This window comes from Actinocrispum wychmicini (genome assembly GCF_004345645.1).
Taxonomy (GTDB): domain Bacteria; phylum Actinomycetota; class Actinomycetes; order Mycobacteriales; family Pseudonocardiaceae; genus Kibdelosporangium; species Kibdelosporangium wychmicini.
The window spans coordinates 211,647-229,080 of record NZ_SLWS01000006.1; the positions used below are offsets into that span (position 1 = coordinate 211,647).

Here is a 17,434-nt window from a genome sequence, read left to right on the forward strand (position 1 = left end):
CTTCAGACCCTTGGCGGGGACGAGTCGGCGCACCGGCTCGTCCCCGCCAAGGCCTTTTCAGGCCAACGCGACCCGCACCTGGTCCGGCTCGTAACGTGTCCGCGGCACCGCGAAGACCGCGGTGGCGCGTTCACCGTCCTGGTCCGCCGAGTACGTGAGGATCCGCCACTCGCCTTCGTCCCAGGTGTCCAGCAGGTCGGACCGCAGCAGCGGGTAGACCGACCGGTACGCCTGGCTCTTGTGCAACTGCTGGACGGTCGACGCCACGGGCACTTCGAAACCCCTGCCCGCCAACGGGTGCAGCAGCCTGACCTTCAAGCGCCGCAACGGCATCAGCCACCAGCCGTCCAACTCGGGCGACAACAGCACGACTGCGACCGCTTCCGCCGCCAGCACGGGGACTTGCGTGCTGGCGAGCAGTGTCAACGCGACCAGCAGCGTCGCCCGCGCGATGGACCTGATGGTCGCCGGGGTGTGTTTCTCGGACAGGCATCCGCAGGACTCGTCTGGTGCCGCCTTCCGTGCCCAGACCAGGTATCCGGTCAACGCGACGAACCACACCGCCGCCGGCCACGGTGTCACCAGCAGGCTCGCGGCCAGCAGGATCTCCAGCACACCGACGACGCGGAACGCCGTCGTGACCCTGTCCGCCCCGACCAGGCGTTTGAGGGCGGACCGGCGCGGATCGGCCCGGAACTTGACCACCGCCGCCCACAGCAGAACGACCGCGACGACCATCAGGCGGCCGCCGAGTACACGGTCGCGACGTCGACCTCGTTGGTGTCCGGCCGCCACGCGCCGATGACCTTCGCGTGCTTGCCCACCCGCAGGAACGACAGGTCACTGACCGCGGGGGTGCCGTTGTAGACGGCGGCCGTGGCCGTGCTGACGTGACCGATGATCCTGTGGCCGTTGTGGTCCAGGTGCAGCGTGTCGCGCTGGATGTCGGCGATGTGCCCCTCCAGGTTGACGATGTTGAGCCACACCGCGTCCGCCGCGAGGACACCGTCGGGCATCCGCACACCTCTGGCGTACAGCCCGTCACCGACCTTGGCCGCGTCGAACGTGGTGTTGTGTAACTTCCAGACACTCGTTCCGTTGGTGACCTGGATCCGGTGCAGGGTGCGGTCCGACCCGGTGACCATCAGCATGGTCCCGTTGATGCCGCTGATCCGGCCTTCGGCGAAGTTGGGGTCGGGCGCGTCCGGGTCGACCCAGCCGTCCCGGGCGAACGCCGCCTCGGGGGTGAGCGCGCCCAACGTCGTCGCCCCGGCCAGCACAGCCGCGGTGAGGAACTTCCGGCGTGATTCCATCGTGGACTCCTCTCAGCTGTGCACGGTCACCGGGATCAGGCCACTGGACAGGTTGCCGAGCACGCTGAACGCGGCCGGCGTGAAGTCGATCAGCCGGTCGGTCGCACAACTGCCGCCACAGCACCGCTGCTCACCGCACCAGAAGTTGGTGTGCGGGCCGCAGTCCCGGATCGTGACGGCGATTTCCGTCGACCCACAGAGATGTTTGACGAAGAACGTGTGCCCACACCCCCAGCGCAGCAGATCCTCACCGCACTGGTCCGGCCGGGTGATACTGAAGCACGCGTCGGAAGTGTTCGGCCAGGCACAGTGCCTGCTGCCCGAACTGCAGTTCCCACACGCGCCACCGCCCGCGGACCCACACGGACCCCACCCAGCCCCACAACAGAACCACGACGCCTCGGACGTCGCGGCAACCGATATCCGATCCGGTGCCACTCGTTCGCTCCCTTCGAAGCGCCCGCACTCGCGCGGTCTCCTTCGCAGAGCGAAAAAGGACAGGACTTATGGCGGCTCGTCCCCCGAGCCTCATCGCAAAGCTAGCCGCTCTCGCCTGGCCCTCATCGCACGCAAGCTGTGTTCATCGCCGACCCCCTACGGGGGCCGCCCACCCCCAACCGCGGGGGTTGAACTTTCGCGCGAACAGACGGGAGTTGGTAATGTACTGACAGCTCGCACGGTACCTCCCCCTCCGACCAGGCGCAACAGCCGACCCGAGTCGTCGAACCCGATCGAGTAGCGCTAAAATAGCGCTATGGCCACTGTGCAGATCAGAGACATCCCGGAGGACGTCTACGAGACGATCCGGGAGCGTGCTCACGCGGCCGGCCAGTCCATCCAGGCATACATGCGCGACCAGGTGATCGACCTGGCGGCCCGACGCACCAAGGAAGAAGTTCTGGCAGCCGTCGAAAGCACGTTGGCCAAGCGCACATCCGCCGGGCCGAGTCGCGAGACGATCGTCGATGAACTGCGGGGCCATCGGGGTGCCTGATCTTGTTGTTGACGCGTCAGCCACCGTCCTGGCCCTCACCGGGACCACCGATGACGCCAAGGCGATCCGCAAACGTCTCGCCGCCACGACCACGCACGCCCCGCACCTCCTGGACGCTGAGGTAGGGCATGTACTGCGGCGCTTGGAACGGACCGGCGTCATTGACGACGAGGAAGCGAGCACGGCTCTGGGCGCGCTGCCGCATCTTGTCGATCACCGCTACCCCCACACCGGTCGTCTCGCCCAAGCGACCTGGGAACTCCGCCACACGGTCACGTTCTACGACGGCTTGTATGTCGCGCTCGCGGCTGCTCTGGACGTTCCACTGATGACAAGCGACGAGAAACTGACTAAGGCGCCCGACCTGCCGTGCGAAGTCGAGCTTGTGTAGTCAGGCGATTCAGTACGGCGGACAGCACGAGCACGGCGCCGAGTGCGAGCAGTTGGTACTGGCTGCCGCGGGAGTCCTCGAAGGCCAGCAGGATTCCGGCGTTCAGCCAGACCACGAACAGGGACGCCAGGATCACGCCACCCACGCGGCCGATGCCGCCTGTGATCGCCGTGCCGCCGAGGATGGCGATGGTGATCGCGGGCAGTGCCATTCCGTTGCCGACTGTTCCGGCGTCGGGGCGGGCCGAGGCGAACTGGGCGACGGTCACGATGGCGACCACGCCGGACAGCAGTCCGGAGAGCAGGTACGCGCGGAACCGGATGGACACCACGGGCAGGCCGGCGAATCTGGCGGCGGCCTCGTTGGTGCCCAGGGCGTAGAGGCGGCGGCCGTAGTTGGTTCGGTTCGCCAGCAGCCACACCGTGGCGGCGCAGGGCAGCAGGAACGTGAAGACCTGCAAGGGAATCGAGCCGACCGCGGTGGTCATCGAACGCAGTGCCTGGACCGGTGGGGTCGAGATGGGGGCGGTGTCGTTGATCACCAGGGCCAGGGAGCTGTAGGCGTAGTAGGTGGCCAGGGTGGCGATCAGGGCGGGCACACCTAGCCAGGCGACCAGGAAACCGTTGACGGCGCCGAGAAACAGGCCGCATGCCAGGGCGATGAGCAGGGACAGCCAGAGCGGCCAGTGCCAGACGCCGACCAGCAGGCCGAAGACCATCCCCACCAGGCTCACCACGGACCCGACGGACAGGTCGATGCCGCCCCGGCCGGTGACCACGACCAGCAGCTCGGCCAGGCCCAGAACACACAGTGGGACAACGGATTCCAACGAGGACGCGAGGTACGGCACGTCGTAGGGCGCCACCAGGTAGCCGTTGGCACCCAGCACACCCATCCACGCGACGAGGACGACCAACAGCACGACGAGCAGCACGACCCGGTCGGTGAGCAGCCGCTTCACAGTCGTTGCCTCCTTCGCTCCCGCAACAGGTCCGCGCCGACGGCGAGCAGGATGAAGACGCCGATGAACAACGCGGTCAGCTCGCTGCGCCAGCCCAACAGGGTCACCGCGGAGGTCACTGTGCCCACCAGCAACGCACCGAACACTGTGCCCAGCACCGATCCGCGGCCGCCGAGGATGCTTGTCCCGCCGATCACCACGGCCGCGATCACCTGGAGTTCGAGCCCGGTCCCGGCGCTCTGCGCGACCAGCCCGCCGCCGCCGATCACGCAACACGCGGCCAAGCCCACCAGCACACCCGTGGCCGCGTACACGAACACCAGTCGTCGAGTCACCTGAACACCTACCAGGCGGGCCGCTGCCGCGTTCCCTCCGATGGCGTACAAGTGGCGTCCGGTGGGGACGTGCCGCATGTACAGCCACATCCCTGCGGCCAGCACCACCGCCAGTAGCCATGAGTGCGGCACGCCGAACGTGCGTCCCTCGGCGCCGCCGCCGAGAAAAGCCAGGGTGTCCGGGACGCCGGCGACCTCCTTGCCGTCGAAGAGCCGCAGCGCCACGAACCGGAAGACGTTCAACGTCCCGAAAGTGATGATGATCGCGTGCACCCGCCCGTAGGTCACCAGGAACCCGTTCACCGCGCCGAGCAGGCCGCCAACGACCACTCCGGCGCCGATCGCGGGCACCGGAGACAACCCGCTGTCCCGCAACAACTTCGCCACGACAACGAGCACCACGGCGAGCGCGCTGCCGACCGAGACGTCGATCCCGGCTGTCACGATGACCGCGGTCATCCCGACGCCGATGATGGTTACGGGCGCCACGGTCGCCAGGATGTTCTGGATGTTCGACGCCGCGAGGAACGTGTCCGTGCCGACACCCAGCACTGTCCACAAGAGAACGACCACGGCGATGAGCACCAGCTCGGGGCCTTCGAACCGACGGATCACCGGTCACCCGCCGCGGCCGCGAGAACATCCGCCTGTGCCGCGCCACGGCCGAAGGACGCGGTGATCCGGCCGCCGCGGACCACCAGGATCCGGTCCGCCAGTGCCATCACCTCGGACAGGTCCGACGACACCAGCAACACCGCCGTTCCCGCCGCCACCACCTCCCGGACCAGGCCGTGGATCTCCTCCTTGGCGCCCACATCGACACCCTGGGTGGGTTCCGCCAGCAGCAGCACCTCGGGGCGGTCGACCAACTGCCGGGCCAGCACCACCTTCTGCTGGTTGCCGCCGGACAGGGTGCCCACCAGCGCGCCGGGGCCGGGTGTCCGGATCCGCATCCGCTCGATGAACGACTCGGCCACCGACCGCTCCCGGCGGCGACGCAGCCAGAAGCCGCGCAACGAGCCGATGGAGATGTTGAATTCCACCGACTTGGACCCGAACACCCCCTGCCGGGACCGGTCGCCGGGCAGCATCGCCAGCTGTCCACTTCGGACCAAACCGGTGTCCGGCGGCAGCACGCCGTAGACGGCACGGGCGATCGCGTCGGCCCCGGAGCCCACCAGTCCGAACAGGGAGACGACCTCACCGCCGGCGACCGAGAAGGACACGTCGCTGAACCGTCCCGCCCGGCCCAGGTCCGACACCGTGAGCAGCGGCGAGCCCACCGACGTCTCGCCAAGCGGGGCGGTGGACGGCTCATGGCCCACCATCAGCGTCGCGATCTCCCGCACGGTCAGTGACGCCATTGGCGCGTCGGCCACGACCGAGCCGTCGCGTAGCACGGTCACCCGATCGGCGATCTCGGCCAGTTCGTCCAGCCGGTGACTGACATAGATGACGCCGACACCGCGGTCGGTCAGCCGCTGGATCACCGCGAACAACGTGGTGATCTCGCGGTCGGTCAGGATCGCGGACGGCTCGTCCAGGATGAGCACCTTGGCGTCGTGCGCCAACGCCTTCGCCACGGACACCAGCTGCTGTTCCGCCACGGACAGGTCGGCGATCCGCACCCGGGCCAGGTCTGGCGCGAGACCCAACGCGGACAACAACTCCCGGACCCGACGGTCCTGCGCCGGCCAATCGACCCGGCCGCGCCGACGCAACTCGCGACCCACAAAGACGTTCTCCGCCACGGAAAGCTCACCGAACAGCTGCGGATCCTGGTACACGGTCGCGATTCCCGCTCGGAGTGCCGCGACCGTGTCCCCAGTCCCCAACGACGCACCTGACAACGACACCGTGCCGTCGTCCGGTGTCTCCGCGCCGGAGATGATCTTCACCAGGGTCGACTTGCCGGCGCCGTTCGCGCCGACAAGTCCGTGCACCGATCCCGACCGGACAGTGAAATCCACACCCTGCAACGCGTACACGCCGCCGTAGTGCTTCCGGATCCCGGCCAGCCGCAGCAGCGGATCAGTAGTCATAGTTGCCGACGTTGCCCCTGGTGAGCTTCAACGGGTCGCCCAGCAGCAAAGTCTTGTCCGCGAACTTCACCGCAGGCAGCTTGGCGGACACGTGGTTCGACGGCTGCAACGCCTCGCCCTTCTTCACCTTGTCCGCCGCCCACGCGGTGAGGTAGCCGAGTTGCTCGACGTCCCACAGGATCGACGTGGACGACGACCCGTCGGCCAGATAAGGCTTCATGGAGTTCGGCGTGCCGACGCCGACCGTGAACACCTTGCCGATCTTGCCCGCCTCCCGCACCGCCTTGGCGACGCCCGGCGCGGACGTGGTGCACTCGCCGACCAGGCCGGTCAGGTCAGGGTGGGCGTTCATCAGGTCCTTGGCCATCGACGTGGCCTTGGCCTCGTCCTCACCCGCGTACACGACGTCCACCAGCGAACTGTTGGGGAACGCCGTGGCGGCGTACTTCTTCTCCACGTCGATCCACGAGTTCAGGTTCGCCGCGGTCTGTCCACAGGAGACAATGGCGTATTTCCCGGCGCCGCCCATGGCGGCCAGCAGGGAGTCGATCACGGCCTTGCCGACGCCATCCGCGGTGGCTTGGTTGACGAACACCGCACGAGCCGAGTTCGGGGCGTCGGTGTCCGACGTCATCACCTTGATGCCCTTGCTCGCCGCGTCCGCCAGGATCGGCACGACCGAGTCCGGGTCGTTCGGCGCGACCACCAGCACGTCGACCTTCTGCTGGATGAGCGACTTGAGGATCTCGGTCTGGGCACCCGGGTCCGCGGTGGTGCCGCCCTTGTAGATCCACTCGACGCCAAGGTCCGCCGCGGCTTTCATGCCGCCGATGTTCATGGCCTCGAAATACGGGATGCCCTGCAGTTTCGGCACGAACGCGATCTTGGTCCGGGTGGCCGCGCCGGGCGCCGCCTGATCGTTCTTCTTGCTGCAACCGGCCAGCGCCAGGCTCACGCACGCGACCAGGGCGATGATCTTCCGCATGCTTCGCACCCCCGAGATCGAAACGATTCAAGGTCCGAAGCTAGCAGGTCGGGAAATTTCTCACGAGAGTTCGAGGGCGCGCCGCATCGCTTCCCGGGCACGTCGCCGGTCGCCGGCGATGTCGTAGCCGTGGGCGAGCCTGAACCAGGCACGCCAGTCGTCCGGGGTGGCTTCGACTTCCGCGCGCCGCTCCTCGAACCACGCGTCGGCGTCCTCCCGGCGGATCCGACCCGACGGCATCCGGGGCAGGTCGGACGTGTCGGGCAGGACGCCTTCGTCGGCGAGCCGGCGGGCCAGTCGTTCGGTCTGGAAGCCGAACCGGATGGTCGCGACCGCGACCCAGGCGCCGATCACAGGCAGCAACAGCACCCCGACACCCAGGCCGACGCCCACGCCGGTGCCGGTCTCGATCAGCGCGATCGCCCGCCCGGCCAACAGGACGAAATACAACACGAGCACCGCTGTCAGCAGCAGCGCCATCGACCGGGCGGACGGTCTCACAGGTCCATCAGCTTGTCGAGGCCGACCAGGAGGCCGGCGCGGCCCAGGATGGACCGGACCGCCAGCAGCACACCGGGCATGAACGAGTTCCGGTCCAGCGAGTCGTGCCGGATCGTCAACGTCTCCCCGGAGCCGCCGAACAGGACTTCCTGGTGCGCGACCAACCCGGACAGCCGGATCGAGTGCACGCGCACGTCGTCGACCAACGCTCCGCGGGCGCCGTCCACCTCGACGGTGGTCGCGTCCGGGGCCTTGCCCAAGCCGGCCTGGGCACGGGCCGCCGCGATCAGCCGCGCGGTGTGCGACGCCGTGCCCGACGGGGCATCGACTTTGCGCGCGTGGTGCAGTTCGATAATCTCGGCGGACTCGTAGTACGGGGCCGCCAGCTCCGCGAACCGCATCGACAGCACCGCGCCGATGGCGAAGTTCGGTGCCACCAGCACACCGACCTCCGGCTTGTGCTCCAGCCACCCGGTGACGGTCGCCAGCTTGGCGCTGTCAAAGCCGGATGTGCCGACCACGCACTGGATACCGTTGTCCACGGCGAACCGGACGTTGTCCAGCACCGCGTCCGGGTGGGTGAAGTCCACCAGGACCTCGGCGCTGAGCAGTTCGGACTTCGGGTCGCCGACGTCGACCGCGGCCACGACCTTCATGTCCGGCGCGGCATCCACGGCACGGCACACCTCGGCGCCCATCCGACCGCGGGCGCCGAGCACGCCGACCCGGATCGGGTCGTCAGCCGACCTCACTTCATCACCTCGTGCACCTCGACCGGGACGTCGTCGGTGTGCGCGTACGGGCCGACCACCGCGGCCGCGATCGGCCGGGACAGCAGTTCCCTGGCGAGCACGGCGACATCCTCGCCGGTCACCGCTTCGATCCGGGCCAGCGTCTCGCCGACGGTCAGGTAGTTGCCGTACGTCAGCTCGCCCTTGCCGATCCGGGACATCCGCGAACTGGTGTCCTCCAGGCCGAGCACCAGGCCGCCGCGCAACTGGCCCTTGCCCCGGGCCACCTCCGCGTCGGTCAGGCCGCCGCGGGCCACGTCGCCGAGGATCTCGCGGATCACGCCCGCGACCTCGCCGAGCCGGTCCGGCTGCGCGCCCGCGTACACCGACAGGTGCCCCATGTCCGAATAGGACGCGATGGACGAGTACGCCTGGTACGCCAGGCCCCGCTTCTCACGGATCTCCTGGAACAGCCGGGAACTCATCCCGCCGCCGAGCGCGGCGTTCAGCACACCCAGGGTGAACCGGCGCTCGTCGTGCCGGTCCAGCGCACGGACGCCGAGCATCAGATGCGTCTGTTCGGTGTCCTCGGTGTGCAGCACGAGCCGGGGCACGCCGGCACTCCTGGCCCGGCCTCGACGCACCGGCACCGGCTCGACCTCGCCGACCAGCCGATCGCGGAGTGCCTTGCGCACCAAGCGAAGCACGTCGGCGTGCTTGATGTTGCCGGCGACCGCGAGAACCATCCGCGGCAACGTGTAACGGCGCTTGTAGAAGCCGTACAACGCGTTGCGGCTCAGGTCGGTGATCGACTGTTCGCTACCGAGCACCGGACGGCCCAACGGATGGTCCGGCAGCAGCGCCGCGCAGAACGCGTCGTGCAGCAGGTCCTCCGGGTCGTCGTCGCGCATGGCGATCTCTTCGAGCACCACACTGCGCTCGGTCTCCATGTCGCGTTCGGCGAGCAACGCCTCGAAGACCACGTCGCACACCAGGTCCATGGCCAGCGCGAGGTCCTGGTCGAGGACATGCGCGTAGAAACAGGTGTGTTCCTTGGCGGTGAACGCGTTCAGCTCGCCGCCTACCGCGTCGATCTCCTCGGCGATCTCCAGGGCACTGCGCCGGGACGTGCTCTTGAAGAGCAGGTGCTCCAGGTAGTGCGCGGCCCCGGCGACGCTCGGCTGCTCGTCCCGGGACCCGACCCCGACCCACATGCCGACCGAGGCCGACCGCACGCCGGGAACATGCTCGGTGACCACCCGGAGCCCACCGGGCAGCAGGGTCCGGCGGACCTCGCCCTGGTCGGTGCGCTCCAACGTCTTGGTGGTACCGGGCTTTTGCAGAAGGCCGCGGGCGGAGCCCGCGGCCGTCGCAGTGCGCGTCACGTGGTCGCGGGCTCCTCGGCTGGCTGCTCAGCAGGGGTCTCGGCCGGCTTCTCGGCCTCTTCTTCCTTGACCAGGACCAGGCTGATCTTGCCGCGCTGGTCGATGTCGGCGATCTCCACCCGGAGCTTGTCGCCGACCTTCACCACGTCCTCGACCTTGCCGATCCGCTTGCCGTTGCCCAGCTTGGAGATGTGCACCAGGCCGTCCTTGCCGGGCAGCAGCGAGACGAACGCGCCGAACGCGGCCGTCTTCACGACCGTGCCGAGGAAGCGCTCGCCCACCTTGGGCAGCTGCGGGTTGGCGATGGCGTTGATCTTCTCGATCGCCGCCTCGGCCGACGGGCCGTCCGCCGCGCCCACGTAGATCGTGCCGTCGTCCTCGATCGAGATGTCGGCGCCGGTCTCCTCGGTGATCGAGTTGATCATCTTGCCCTTCGGGCCGATCACCTCGCCGATCTTGTCGACCGGGATCTTCACGCTGGTGACGCGCGGCGCGAACGGGCTCATCTCGTCCGGCTTGTCGATCGCCTCGGCGATGACCTCCAGGATCGTGATGCGGGCGTCGTAGGCCTGCGCCAGCGCCTGGGCCAGCACCTCGGAGGGGATGCCGTCGAGCTTCGTGTCCAGCTGCAGCGCGGTCACGAAGTCCTTGGTGCCGGCGACCTTGAAGTCCATGTCGCCGAACGCGTCCTCGGCGCCGAGGATGTCGGTCAGCGCCACATAGGACGTCTTACCGTCAACCTCGTCGGAGACGAGACCCATCGCGATGCCGGCGACCGGCGCCTTGAGCGGCACACCGGCGTTCAGCAGCGACAGGGTGGACGCGCAGACCGAACCCATCGACGTGGAACCGTTGGACCCCAACGCCTCCGACACCTGACGCAGCGCGTACGGGAACTCGTCACGCTTCGGCAGCACCGGCACCAGGGCCCGCTCGGCCAGGGCGCCGTGGCCGATCTCGCGGCGCTTGGGCGACCCGACCCGGCCGGTCTCCCCGGTCGAGTAGGGCGGGAAGTTGTAGTGGTGCAGGTACCGCTTGGTCGTCTCCGGCGACAGCGAGTCGATCTGCTGCTCCATCCGCAGCATGTTCAGCGTGGTGACACCCATGATCTGGGTCTCGCCGCGCTCGAACAGGGCCGAGCCGTGCGCCCGCGGCACCACGGCCACCTCGGCGGACAGCTGCCGGATGTCGGTCAGGCCACGGCCGTCGATGCGCACCTTGTCCCGCAGGATGCGCTGGCGGACCAGCTTCTTGTTCAGCGAACGGAAGGCCGCGCCGATCTCCTTCTCGCGGTCCTCGAACTCCTCGCGCGCTCCGACGGTCTCCAGCACGCTGGCCTTGACCTCGTCGATCGCGGCCTCGCGGTCCTGCTTGCCGGCGATGGACAGCGCCTCGGCGAGCCGGACGGCGGCCTCCTGCTCGACGGCCTCGTAGGCGTCCGGCTGGTAGGCCGGGAACACCGGGAACTCGCCGGTCGCCTTGGCGGCGCGGTCGGCCAGTTCCTGCTGCGCGACGCACAGCGCGCGGATGAACGGCTTCGCGGCCTCCAGGCCCTGGGCCACGACCTGCTCGGTCGGGGCGGTGCCGCCGTCGCCGATGAGGTCGATGACGTTCGAGGTGGCCTCCGCCTCGACCATCATGATCGCGACGTCGTCACCTACGATCCGGCCGGCGACGACCATGTCGAACACGGCCTTCTCCAGCTGGGTGTACGTGGGGAACGCGACCCACTGGCCCTCGATCAGCGCCACCCGGACGCCACCGACCGGGCCGGAGAACGGCAGGCCGGCGAGTTGGGTGGACGCCGACGCGGCGTTGATCGCGACCACGTCGTACAGGTCCTGCGGGGCCAGGCTCATCACCGTGACCACGACCTGGATCTCGTTGCGCAGGCCGTCCACGAAGGACGGCCGCAGCGGCCGGTCGATCAGCCGGCAGGCCAGGATGGCGTCGGTCGACGGGCGGCCCTCCCGGCGGAAGAACGCGCCCGGGATCCGGCCGACGGCGTACATCCGCTCTTCCACGTCCACGGTGAGCGGGAAGAAGTCGAAGTGTTCCTTCGGGTGCTTCGAGGCGGTGGTCGCCGAGAGGAGCATGGTCTCCTCGTCGAGGTACGCCACCACGCTGCCGGCGGCCTGCTTGGCCAGCCGGCCGGTCTCGAACCGGACCACGCGCTTGCCGTACCGACCGTTGTCGATCACGGCCGTGGTCTCGTGGACTCCAGCTTCGTGGGAGTCTGTCATGGAGTTGTGTCTCCTCGTCTTCGCGGGCCCGCGGTGCGGCGGCGCGGTACAACGGACGAGGCCGGTCTTCGATCGAAGCCCCCGGGGCACCTCTTTCCGCCCGGGAGCCACTACCGAGGACCGGCGCAGAATACTGCCCCGTTCCGCTGAGCCCTTGTTCTTTGTTGTCAATCTGCCGAGGGGGAACGGCCGGCAGCCGCTCCCCCTCGCGAGCTCACCTGCGGAGGCCGAGCCGCTGGATCAGCGTCCGGTACCGCTGGATGTCCACCTTCGCCACGTAGTTGAGCAACCGGCGGCGTCGCCCGACCAGCAGCAGCAGGCCGCGGCGGGAGTGGTGGTCGTGCTTGTGCTGCTGAAGGTGTCGGGTCAGGTCGCTGATCCGCTTGGTCAGCAGGGCGACCTGTGCCTCGGGTGATCCGGTGTCCGAGTCGTGCAGACCGTACTCGCCGAGGATCGACTTCTTCTGTTCGGTGGTCAGCGCCACGCGTCGTTCTCCTTCAGGTTGTGCCGTGTGGACGCCATGTTCGCGGCGCCGTTCGATAACAGCCGGGTGTCGGCCGCCACGGACCGCAGCCGCACCCAACTACGAAGGGTATCAGGGCCCTTGCGCATGCCCACAACCGAGCGTATGGAGGCCAGCCGGCTTTCACGGCGGTCCCGCGCTCGGGCAGTCTGGACGGCATGTTCACCAGGCGAACCTGGGCTGAAGCACTGTACGCGCTCACCGGCCTACCCCTGAGTGTACTGGGTCTCGTCCTGATGCTGCTTCCGCTTTTGCTGGGCACCTTGCTGTCGGTCACGTTCGTCGGCCTGCCGATCGCGGCGCTCGGCGTGCTGCTCGCCCGCGGCCTGGGCAACACGCACCGCGCGCTCGCGTCCTGGTTGCTCGGCCTGGAGGTGCCGAAGCCGCCCCGGCCGCGACCGAGGCGCGGAGTCGTGCCGGCGGTCCTGCTCAACGCGGCCAGCTGGCGCGCGGTGGCGTACGTGATCCTGAAGGCGCCGGTGGGGCTGTTCACCTTCGTCGCGACGGCCATTTTCTGGGCCTACGGGCTGTTCATGGTGGCCTACGTAACGTTCTGGTACCTGCTGCCGGCCGACCAGACCATCACGTTGCCGTTCGGCGACATCAGGATCAACACCTGGCCGACTGTGCTCCTGCAGAGCCTGGTCGGGGTGCTGTTGCTGTGGCTGGCGCCGAAGGTGACGCACTTCCTGCTGTTCCTGGACCACGTGATGATCCACGGCCTGCTCGGGACGACCACGCTCGAACAGCGGGTCCGTGACCTGGAGGAGTCCCGGGCGCACGCGGTCGACGACGCGGCCGCGCGGCTGCGGCGGATCGAGCGGGATCTGCACGACGGCACGCAGGCCCGGATGGTCGCGCTCGCCATGCACCTGGGGATGGCCAAGGACGAGTTGGACGGTGAACCCGACCTGGCGATGACCCGCAAGCTGGTCGAGATGGCCCACCACAACGCCAAGGAGGCCCTGGTGGAGGTCCGTGACCTGGCCCGCGGCATCCACCCGGCGGCCCTGGACAAGGGCCTGGACCCGGCGCTGGCGACCCTCGCCGCCCGCAGTCCGGTCCCGGTCACGCTGTCGGTGGACCTGCCGGTCCGGCCGGCCGCCTCGGTCGAGACCATCGCGTACTTCTGCACGGCCGAGCTGCTGACGAATATCGTCAAACACTCGCGAGCCACGGCGGCAACCGTCACTGTGACGCCAGATCTGACGGTTACCGTCACGGACAACGGAGTCGGTGGCGCCGCCGCCAGTCCCGGATCAGGGCTGGCAGGGCTGGCCGAACGGGTCGCGACCGTGGACGGGACGCTGACGATCTCCAGCCCCGCCGGAGGGCCGACCGAGGTCGTGGTCGAATTCCCCCATGAAGGTCGTGATCGCTGAGGACAGTGCGGTGCTCCGGGACGGGCTGTCCCTGCTGCTGACCACGCGCGGCCACGCCGTCGCCGCCACCGTGGACACCGGCCCCGCGCTGGAGGACGCGGTCGCCGAGCACAGGCCGGACATCGCGGTGGTGGACGTCCGGATGCCGCCGACCTTCACCGACGAGGGCATCCGCGCCGCGCTCGCGGTCCGGCGGTCGGCGCCGTCGGTCGGGCTGCTGGTGTTCTCCCAGCACATCGAGACCCGGTACGCGGCCGAACTGCTCAGCGGCGGCACCCGCGGTGTCGGCTACCTGCTCAAGGACCGGGTCGCCGACACCCGCGACTTCCTGGCCGCGTGCGAGCAGGTGGCGGCCGGCGGGACAGTGCTGGATCCCGAGGTGGTGACCCAGATCCTCGGCGCCAGCCGGCGGGCCACGGACCTGGCCGCGTTGACCGCGCGGGAGCGGGAGGTGCTCGGGTTGATGGCCGAGGGCCGCACCAACACCGCCATCGCCAAAGCCCTCTTCGTCAGCGACGGTTCGGTGGAGAAGCACATCAGCAGCATCTTCACCAAGCTGGGGCTGCCCCCGTCGGACACCGACCATCGCCGTGTCCTCGCCGTGCTGCGCTACCTCGCCTGAAGCGGGAAGCGGGCCACCTCGGTGTAGTCGTGCCGTTCTTCGGCGCCGAGCAGGACGATCTCGTCGACCGTCCACTCCGGCCCCTGATAGGCCAGGTTCAGCGGTTTTCCCTTGCCGATGGTCAGGTGCGGCACGAACTCGGGGTGTTTGTCGTTCCACTTCAGCACGGCGGCCATGCCGGCCAACGCCGAGTCCGAAGTGGACACCGTCATCAGCAGGGTGTCCCGGAAGTTTCCGCTGTCCCCCAAGGAGATCCGGGCGGGCGTCAGCCCAGGGAGGCGTTCCTTGACCCACTCGACGCGGGGCCCCGGGTCTTCCTCGCCGTAGTACCCGATGGTGATGTGCCACGCCGCCCGCGGCGCCCAGTAGTCGACGCCGGTGATGCCATCCAGAGCCGCGGCAAGGTGGTCGGCCACGGCCGGCGGCGGTAAGGCCGCGGTGAACAGCCTCACGTAAGCGCTCCGGCCCGACGCAGCACCTCGGCGATCGCCGGGAACCTGCCGTCCAGCAACCGGGCCGCTTCGGTCAGTTCGTCGACGCTCGCGGCCCGGCGCAGCACTGCCAGCGCGGCCCGGTCGGCCCGGCCCGGGTCGACGGGCAGCATGTCCCGGCTCACGGTCGGCTTCGAGTCACGGACGTCCTCAAGGGCCTTCTGCAGGGCCTCCCGGCGGCCGGACGCCACCTCCGGGGTGAGCACCTTGCGTTCCAGCATGATCAGCCGGGCCAGCACGGACGGGTTGCCGATCTTGGCCCGCCGGCCGCTCATCACCTGGCTCAGCATGGGGGCGCTGATGCCCAGCACGTCGGCGAGGTTGGCCTGGGAGACGTCGAACGCCACCACGAGCCGCCGGACACGGTCGCCGAGCGGCTCGCCGTACCACTGTCGCTGCAGCTCCAGGTTGCGCTGGACGATCTTCTGGTCCTCCACCTTCGCCTCTCCCCAAGCTCAAGGCCGTTGCCCTGCATCTTGCCAGGCCACCCCCGGCCGGCGAGCCGAATTGACCGATCCCGAGCTAGTCGCCCAGCAGTCGTCTCGCGTTGTCGACGTCGGCGTGCATCTGCGTGATCAGGCCGTCGACCGAGTCGAACCGCTCCATGTCGCGCAGCCGCGCGACGAAGTCCAGGCCGACCCGCTGGCCGTAGAAGTCCTCGTCGACGTCCAGCACGAACGCCTCGACCCGGCGTTCCCGGCCGGAGAAGGTCGGGTTCGTGCCCACCGACACGGCGGCCCGCAGCGACCGCTGCCCGCTGCCGGCCAAGAGGATGAAACGGCATGCGTACACCCCGTCCGCCGGCACGGCCGTGTAGCGCGGGGTGGACAGGTTGGCCGTCGGGAACCCCAACTCGTGGCCGCGGCCGTCGCCACGGACGACGATGCCCTCCAGCCGGTGCGGGCGGCCGAGCGCGGCCTGCGCCGCGACCACGTCACCGGCGTCCACGCAGGCCCGGATGTAGGTGGACGAGAACGTGATCTCGCCGTTGGTGGCCGACGTCAGCAGCTTCGCGCCCTCGGCCACGAAGCCGAACCGGTTGCCCAGCTGGGTCAGCAGGTCGACGTCGCCCTGGGCGCGGTGGCCGAACCGGAAGTTCTCGCCGACCACGACCGCGGCCACGTGCAGCCGCTCCACCAGGATCTCGTGTACGAACTCGTCGCCCGGCATCTTCGACGTCTCGGCGGTGAACGGCAGCACGCAGAACACGTCCACGCCCAGCTCTTCGACCAGCTCCGCCTTGCGCCGCAACGTGGTCAGCTGCGCCGGGTGGCTGCCCGGCCGGACCACCTCGGCGGGGTGCGGGTCGAACGTCACCACGACACTCGGCACGTCCCGTCGTTCGGCCAGTTCCACCGCCCGCTCGATCAGCACCTGGTGCCCGCGGTGCACACCGTCGAACACCCCGATCGTGGCGACACAACGTCCCCAACCACCCGGCAGATGCTCCAACCCGCGCCATCGCTGCACGATCAGCAGACTACAGGGCACATCGCCCCGACCCGGTGTGATCGTGTCGGGGCAACCGGCCACTCACGGACAGTAAACACCCGCTCAGCCCGCCGGGCTGAGGACGACCAGGGGCTTGGCCGTCGTTCCCTCGTCGGCCGCCAGTGCCAGGACGTGGCCGTCCGGCGCGAAGATGCCGTACGTACCGGACTGGCCGGCGGCGGGGATCCGCTGGCCGTGTTGGACCGCGGTGGCTTCCTTGTCGTCGACGTCACGTCGGGGGAACGCGGTCGCGACCGAGTCGTCCAGGTCCAGGGACAGGCCCGGATTCTCCTCAAGGTGCTCCAGGGTGCGCGCGACGCGCAGGTCGAACGGGCCGACGCGGGTGCGGCGCAGGGCCGCGAGGTGACCGCCGACGCCCAGGCCGGCGCCCAGGTCACGGGCCAGGGCGCGGACGTACGTGCCGGACGAGCAGTCGACCATGACGTCCAGTTCGACGAACGGCCCGTCCCGCCGGACGTGGAGCACGTCGAACCGGCTGATGGTGACCGGGCGGGCCGGGATGTCGACCTGTTCCCCCTCACGGACGCGCGCGTAGGCCCGTTTGCCGTCGATCTTGACCGCGCTGACCGAGCTGGGCACCTGCATGATCTCGCCGGTGAGGGCCTGGATCCCGGTGGCGATCGGCTCGTCCTCGACGTGGCTGGCGTCCACTTCGGACAGCACGTCGCCTTCGGCGTCGTCGGTGGTGGTGGCCCGGCCGAGGGTGATGGTGCCCAGGTAGACCTTGGTGTCCAGGGCGAGGTGGCCCAGCAGTTTGGTGGCCCGCTCGACGCCGAGCACCAGCACCCCGGTGGCCATCGGGTCCAGGGTGCCGGCGTGGCCGACCTTGCGGGTGCCGAGGATCCGCCGCACCTTGGCGACGACGTCGTGGCTGGTCATGCCGGGCGCCTTGTCGACGACGACAAGACCGGGGGCGACAGGGTCACGCTTCACAGCCGGAATCCTCACATACGCCACCGGGACTGTGGCGGCCATGCATGAACCGGCGATGCTGGCTCGGTCACGCCGAGCGGACGCGTCACC

Annotated in this window: 20 protein-coding genes; 4 read left to right on the forward strand and 16 right to left on the reverse strand. The window is 69.1% G+C overall.

Translation table 11 applies throughout. The features are described from left to right. Nucleotides 1-57: 57 nt before the first annotated feature. The 3 genes from EV192_RS27065 to EV192_RS27075 are packed head-to-tail and all read right to left on the reverse strand — an operon-like array spanning nucleotide 58 to nucleotide 1,751. A complete protein-coding gene (locus EV192_RS27065) occupies nucleotides 58-795 on the reverse strand; it encodes a MauE/DoxX family redox-associated membrane protein (protein ID WP_207926250.1) in 738 nt (245 codons plus the stop codon). Continuing rightward, complete coding sequence (locus tag EV192_RS27070) at nucleotides 738-1,313, reverse strand: cell wall protein (RefSeq protein WP_132120248.1); 576 nt, start codon at nucleotides 1,311-1,313, stop codon at nucleotides 738-740. Before EV192_RS27070 ends, EV192_RS27065 begins: the two co-directional genes overlap by 58 nt. Before the next feature lie 12 nt (nucleotides 1,314-1,325). After that, nucleotides 1,326-1,751, reverse strand: coding sequence for an RlpA-like double-psi beta-barrel domain-containing protein (locus EV192_RS27075; protein ID WP_207926251.1), 426 nt, complete (start codon nucleotides 1,749-1,751; stop codon nucleotides 1,326-1,328). 316 nt (nucleotides 1,752-2,067) lie between these two features. On the opposite strand from EV192_RS27075, the gene EV192_RS27080 reads away from it, so the two are divergent. Both EV192_RS27080 and EV192_RS27085 read left to right on the forward strand, forming a co-directional pair. Beyond that, the gene (locus EV192_RS27080; protein ID WP_132120250.1) at nucleotides 2,068-2,307 is read left to right on the forward strand and encodes a FitA-like ribbon-helix-helix domain-containing protein; all 240 of its coding nucleotides are present in this window, start codon (nucleotides 2,068-2,070) and stop codon (nucleotides 2,305-2,307) included. Continuing rightward, nucleotides 2,279-2,698, forward strand: a complete 420-nt coding sequence (locus EV192_RS27085; protein ID WP_243727096.1) for a type II toxin-antitoxin system VapC family toxin — start codon at nucleotides 2,279-2,281, stop codon at nucleotides 2,696-2,698. The genes EV192_RS27080 and EV192_RS27085 overlap by 29 nt, the downstream gene beginning before the upstream one ends. Here EV192_RS27085 and EV192_RS27090 read toward each other — a convergent pair. From EV192_RS27090 to rpsO, 9 genes are all read right to left on the reverse strand, one after another. After that, nucleotides 2,658-3,659, reverse strand: coding sequence for an ABC transporter permease (locus tag EV192_RS27090; RefSeq protein WP_207926252.1), 1,002 nt, complete (start codon nucleotides 3,657-3,659; stop codon nucleotides 2,658-2,660). The genes EV192_RS27085 and EV192_RS27090 overlap by 41 nt on opposite strands. Next, entirely contained in the window at nucleotides 3,656-4,609 is a 954-nt protein-coding gene (locus EV192_RS27095) for an ABC transporter permease (protein ID WP_132120252.1), read from the reverse strand. The genes EV192_RS27090 and EV192_RS27095 overlap by 4 nt, the downstream gene beginning before the upstream one ends. Further along, nucleotides 4,606-6,036 (reverse strand): sugar ABC transporter ATP-binding protein, encoded by a 1,431-nt coding sequence (locus EV192_RS27100; RefSeq protein WP_132120254.1) that lies wholly within the window; start codon nucleotides 6,034-6,036, stop codon nucleotides 4,606-4,608. The genes EV192_RS27095 and EV192_RS27100 overlap by 4 nt, the downstream gene beginning before the upstream one ends. Next, nucleotides 6,026-7,021, reverse strand: coding sequence for an autoinducer 2 ABC transporter substrate-binding protein (locus tag EV192_RS27105; protein WP_132120256.1), 996 nt, complete (start codon nucleotides 7,019-7,021; stop codon nucleotides 6,026-6,028). Before EV192_RS27105 ends, EV192_RS27100 begins: the two co-directional genes overlap by 11 nt. A 60-nt stretch (nucleotides 7,022-7,081) precedes the next feature. Further along, a complete protein-coding gene (locus tag EV192_RS27110) occupies nucleotides 7,082-7,501 on the reverse strand; it encodes a hypothetical protein (RefSeq protein WP_132121439.1) in 420 nt (139 codons plus the stop codon). Nucleotides 7,502-7,518: 17 nt separating this feature from the next. Further along, nucleotides 7,519-8,274 (reverse strand): 4-hydroxy-tetrahydrodipicolinate reductase, encoded by a 756-nt coding sequence (gene dapB / locus EV192_RS27115; RefSeq protein ID WP_279494229.1) that lies wholly within the window; start codon nucleotides 8,272-8,274, stop codon nucleotides 7,519-7,521. Further along, entirely contained in the window at nucleotides 8,271-9,638 is a 1,368-nt protein-coding gene (locus tag EV192_RS27120; protein ID WP_132120258.1) for a M16 family metallopeptidase, read from the reverse strand. Before EV192_RS27120 ends, dapB begins: the two co-directional genes overlap by 4 nt. After that, the gene (locus EV192_RS27125) at nucleotides 9,635-11,881 is read right to left on the reverse strand and encodes a polyribonucleotide nucleotidyltransferase (RefSeq protein ID WP_132120260.1); all 2,247 of its coding nucleotides are present in this window, start codon (nucleotides 11,879-11,881) and stop codon (nucleotides 9,635-9,637) included. Before EV192_RS27125 ends, EV192_RS27120 begins: the two co-directional genes overlap by 4 nt. Before the next feature lie 214 nt (nucleotides 11,882-12,095). Further along, nucleotides 12,096-12,365 (reverse strand): 30S ribosomal protein S15, encoded by a 270-nt coding sequence (rpsO, locus tag EV192_RS27130; RefSeq protein WP_132120262.1) that lies wholly within the window; start codon nucleotides 12,363-12,365, stop codon nucleotides 12,096-12,098. A gap of 197 nt (nucleotides 12,366-12,562) precedes the next feature. On the opposite strand from rpsO, the gene EV192_RS27135 reads away from it, so the two are divergent. Beyond that, the gene (locus tag EV192_RS27135; protein ID WP_132120264.1) at nucleotides 12,563-13,786 is read left to right on the forward strand and encodes a sensor histidine kinase; all 1,224 of its coding nucleotides are present in this window, start codon (nucleotides 12,563-12,565) and stop codon (nucleotides 13,784-13,786) included. Further along, nucleotides 13,767-14,408: a LuxR C-terminal-related transcriptional regulator gene (locus EV192_RS27140; protein ID WP_132120266.1), complete on the forward strand. Its 642-nt coding sequence runs from the start codon at nucleotides 13,767-13,769 to the stop codon at nucleotides 14,406-14,408. Before EV192_RS27135 ends, EV192_RS27140 begins: the two co-directional genes overlap by 20 nt. On the opposite strand, the gene EV192_RS27145 is transcribed toward EV192_RS27140, so the two are convergent. The 4 genes from EV192_RS27145 to truB form a co-directional block, all read right to left on the reverse strand. Then, a complete protein-coding gene (locus tag EV192_RS27145; protein ID WP_132120268.1) occupies nucleotides 14,396-14,860 on the reverse strand; it encodes a 2'-5' RNA ligase family protein in 465 nt (154 codons plus the stop codon). The genes EV192_RS27140 and EV192_RS27145 overlap by 13 nt on opposite strands. Next, the gene (locus tag EV192_RS27150; protein ID WP_132120270.1) at nucleotides 14,857-15,336 is read right to left on the reverse strand and encodes an XRE family transcriptional regulator; all 480 of its coding nucleotides are present in this window, start codon (nucleotides 15,334-15,336) and stop codon (nucleotides 14,857-14,859) included. Before EV192_RS27150 ends, EV192_RS27145 begins: the two co-directional genes overlap by 4 nt. An 85-nt stretch (nucleotides 15,337-15,421) precedes the next feature. After that, nucleotides 15,422-16,369, reverse strand: coding sequence for a bifunctional riboflavin kinase/FAD synthetase (locus EV192_RS27155; RefSeq protein ID WP_132120272.1), 948 nt, complete (start codon nucleotides 16,367-16,369; stop codon nucleotides 15,422-15,424). An 84-nt stretch (nucleotides 16,370-16,453) separates the two neighbouring features. Further along, nucleotides 16,454-17,386 carry a tRNA pseudouridine(55) synthase TruB gene (truB, locus tag EV192_RS27160; protein WP_132120274.1) on the reverse strand — a complete coding sequence of 311 codons (933 nt, stop codon included), beginning with the start codon at nucleotides 17,384-17,386 and terminating at the stop codon, nucleotides 16,454-16,456. Nucleotides 17,387-17,434 lie beyond the last annotated feature (48 nt).

What these genes read in the sequence shown, in the direction of transcription:
- EV192_RS27070 (WP_132120248.1), bottom strand. Translation starts at nt 1,313, where the DNA reads ATGGAATCACGCCGGAAGTTCCTCACCGCGGCTGTGCTGGCCGGGGCG.
- EV192_RS27080 (WP_132120250.1), top strand. Translation starts at nt 2,068, where the DNA reads ATGGCCACTGTGCAGATCAGAGACATCCCGGAGGACGTCTACGAGACG.
- EV192_RS27085 (WP_243727096.1), top strand. Translation starts at nt 2,279, where the DNA reads ATGAACTGCGGGGCCATCGGGGTGCCTGATCTTGTTGTTGACGCGTCA.
- EV192_RS27100 (WP_132120254.1), bottom strand. Translation starts at nt 6,036, where the DNA reads ATGACTACTGATCCGCTGCTGCGGCTGGCCGGGATCCGGAAGCACTAC.
- EV192_RS27105 (WP_132120256.1), bottom strand. Translation starts at nt 7,021, where the DNA reads ATGCGGAAGATCATCGCCCTGGTCGCGTGCGTGAGCCTGGCGCTGGCC.
- EV192_RS27110 (WP_132121439.1), bottom strand. Translation starts at nt 7,501, where the DNA reads ATGGCGCTGCTGCTGACAGCGGTGCTCGTGTTGTATTTCGTCCTGTTG.
- EV192_RS27125 (WP_132120260.1), bottom strand. Translation starts at nt 11,881, where the DNA reads ATGACAGACTCCCACGAAGCTGGAGTCCACGAGACCACGGCCGTGATC.
- EV192_RS27135 (WP_132120264.1), top strand. Translation starts at nt 12,563, where the DNA reads ATGTTCACCAGGCGAACCTGGGCTGAAGCACTGTACGCGCTCACCGGC.
- EV192_RS27140 (WP_132120266.1), top strand. Translation starts at nt 13,767, where the DNA reads ATGAAGGTCGTGATCGCTGAGGACAGTGCGGTGCTCCGGGACGGGCTG.
- truB (WP_132120274.1), bottom strand. Translation starts at nt 17,386, where the DNA reads ATGGCCGCCACAGTCCCGGTGGCGTATGTGAGGATTCCGGCTGTGAAG.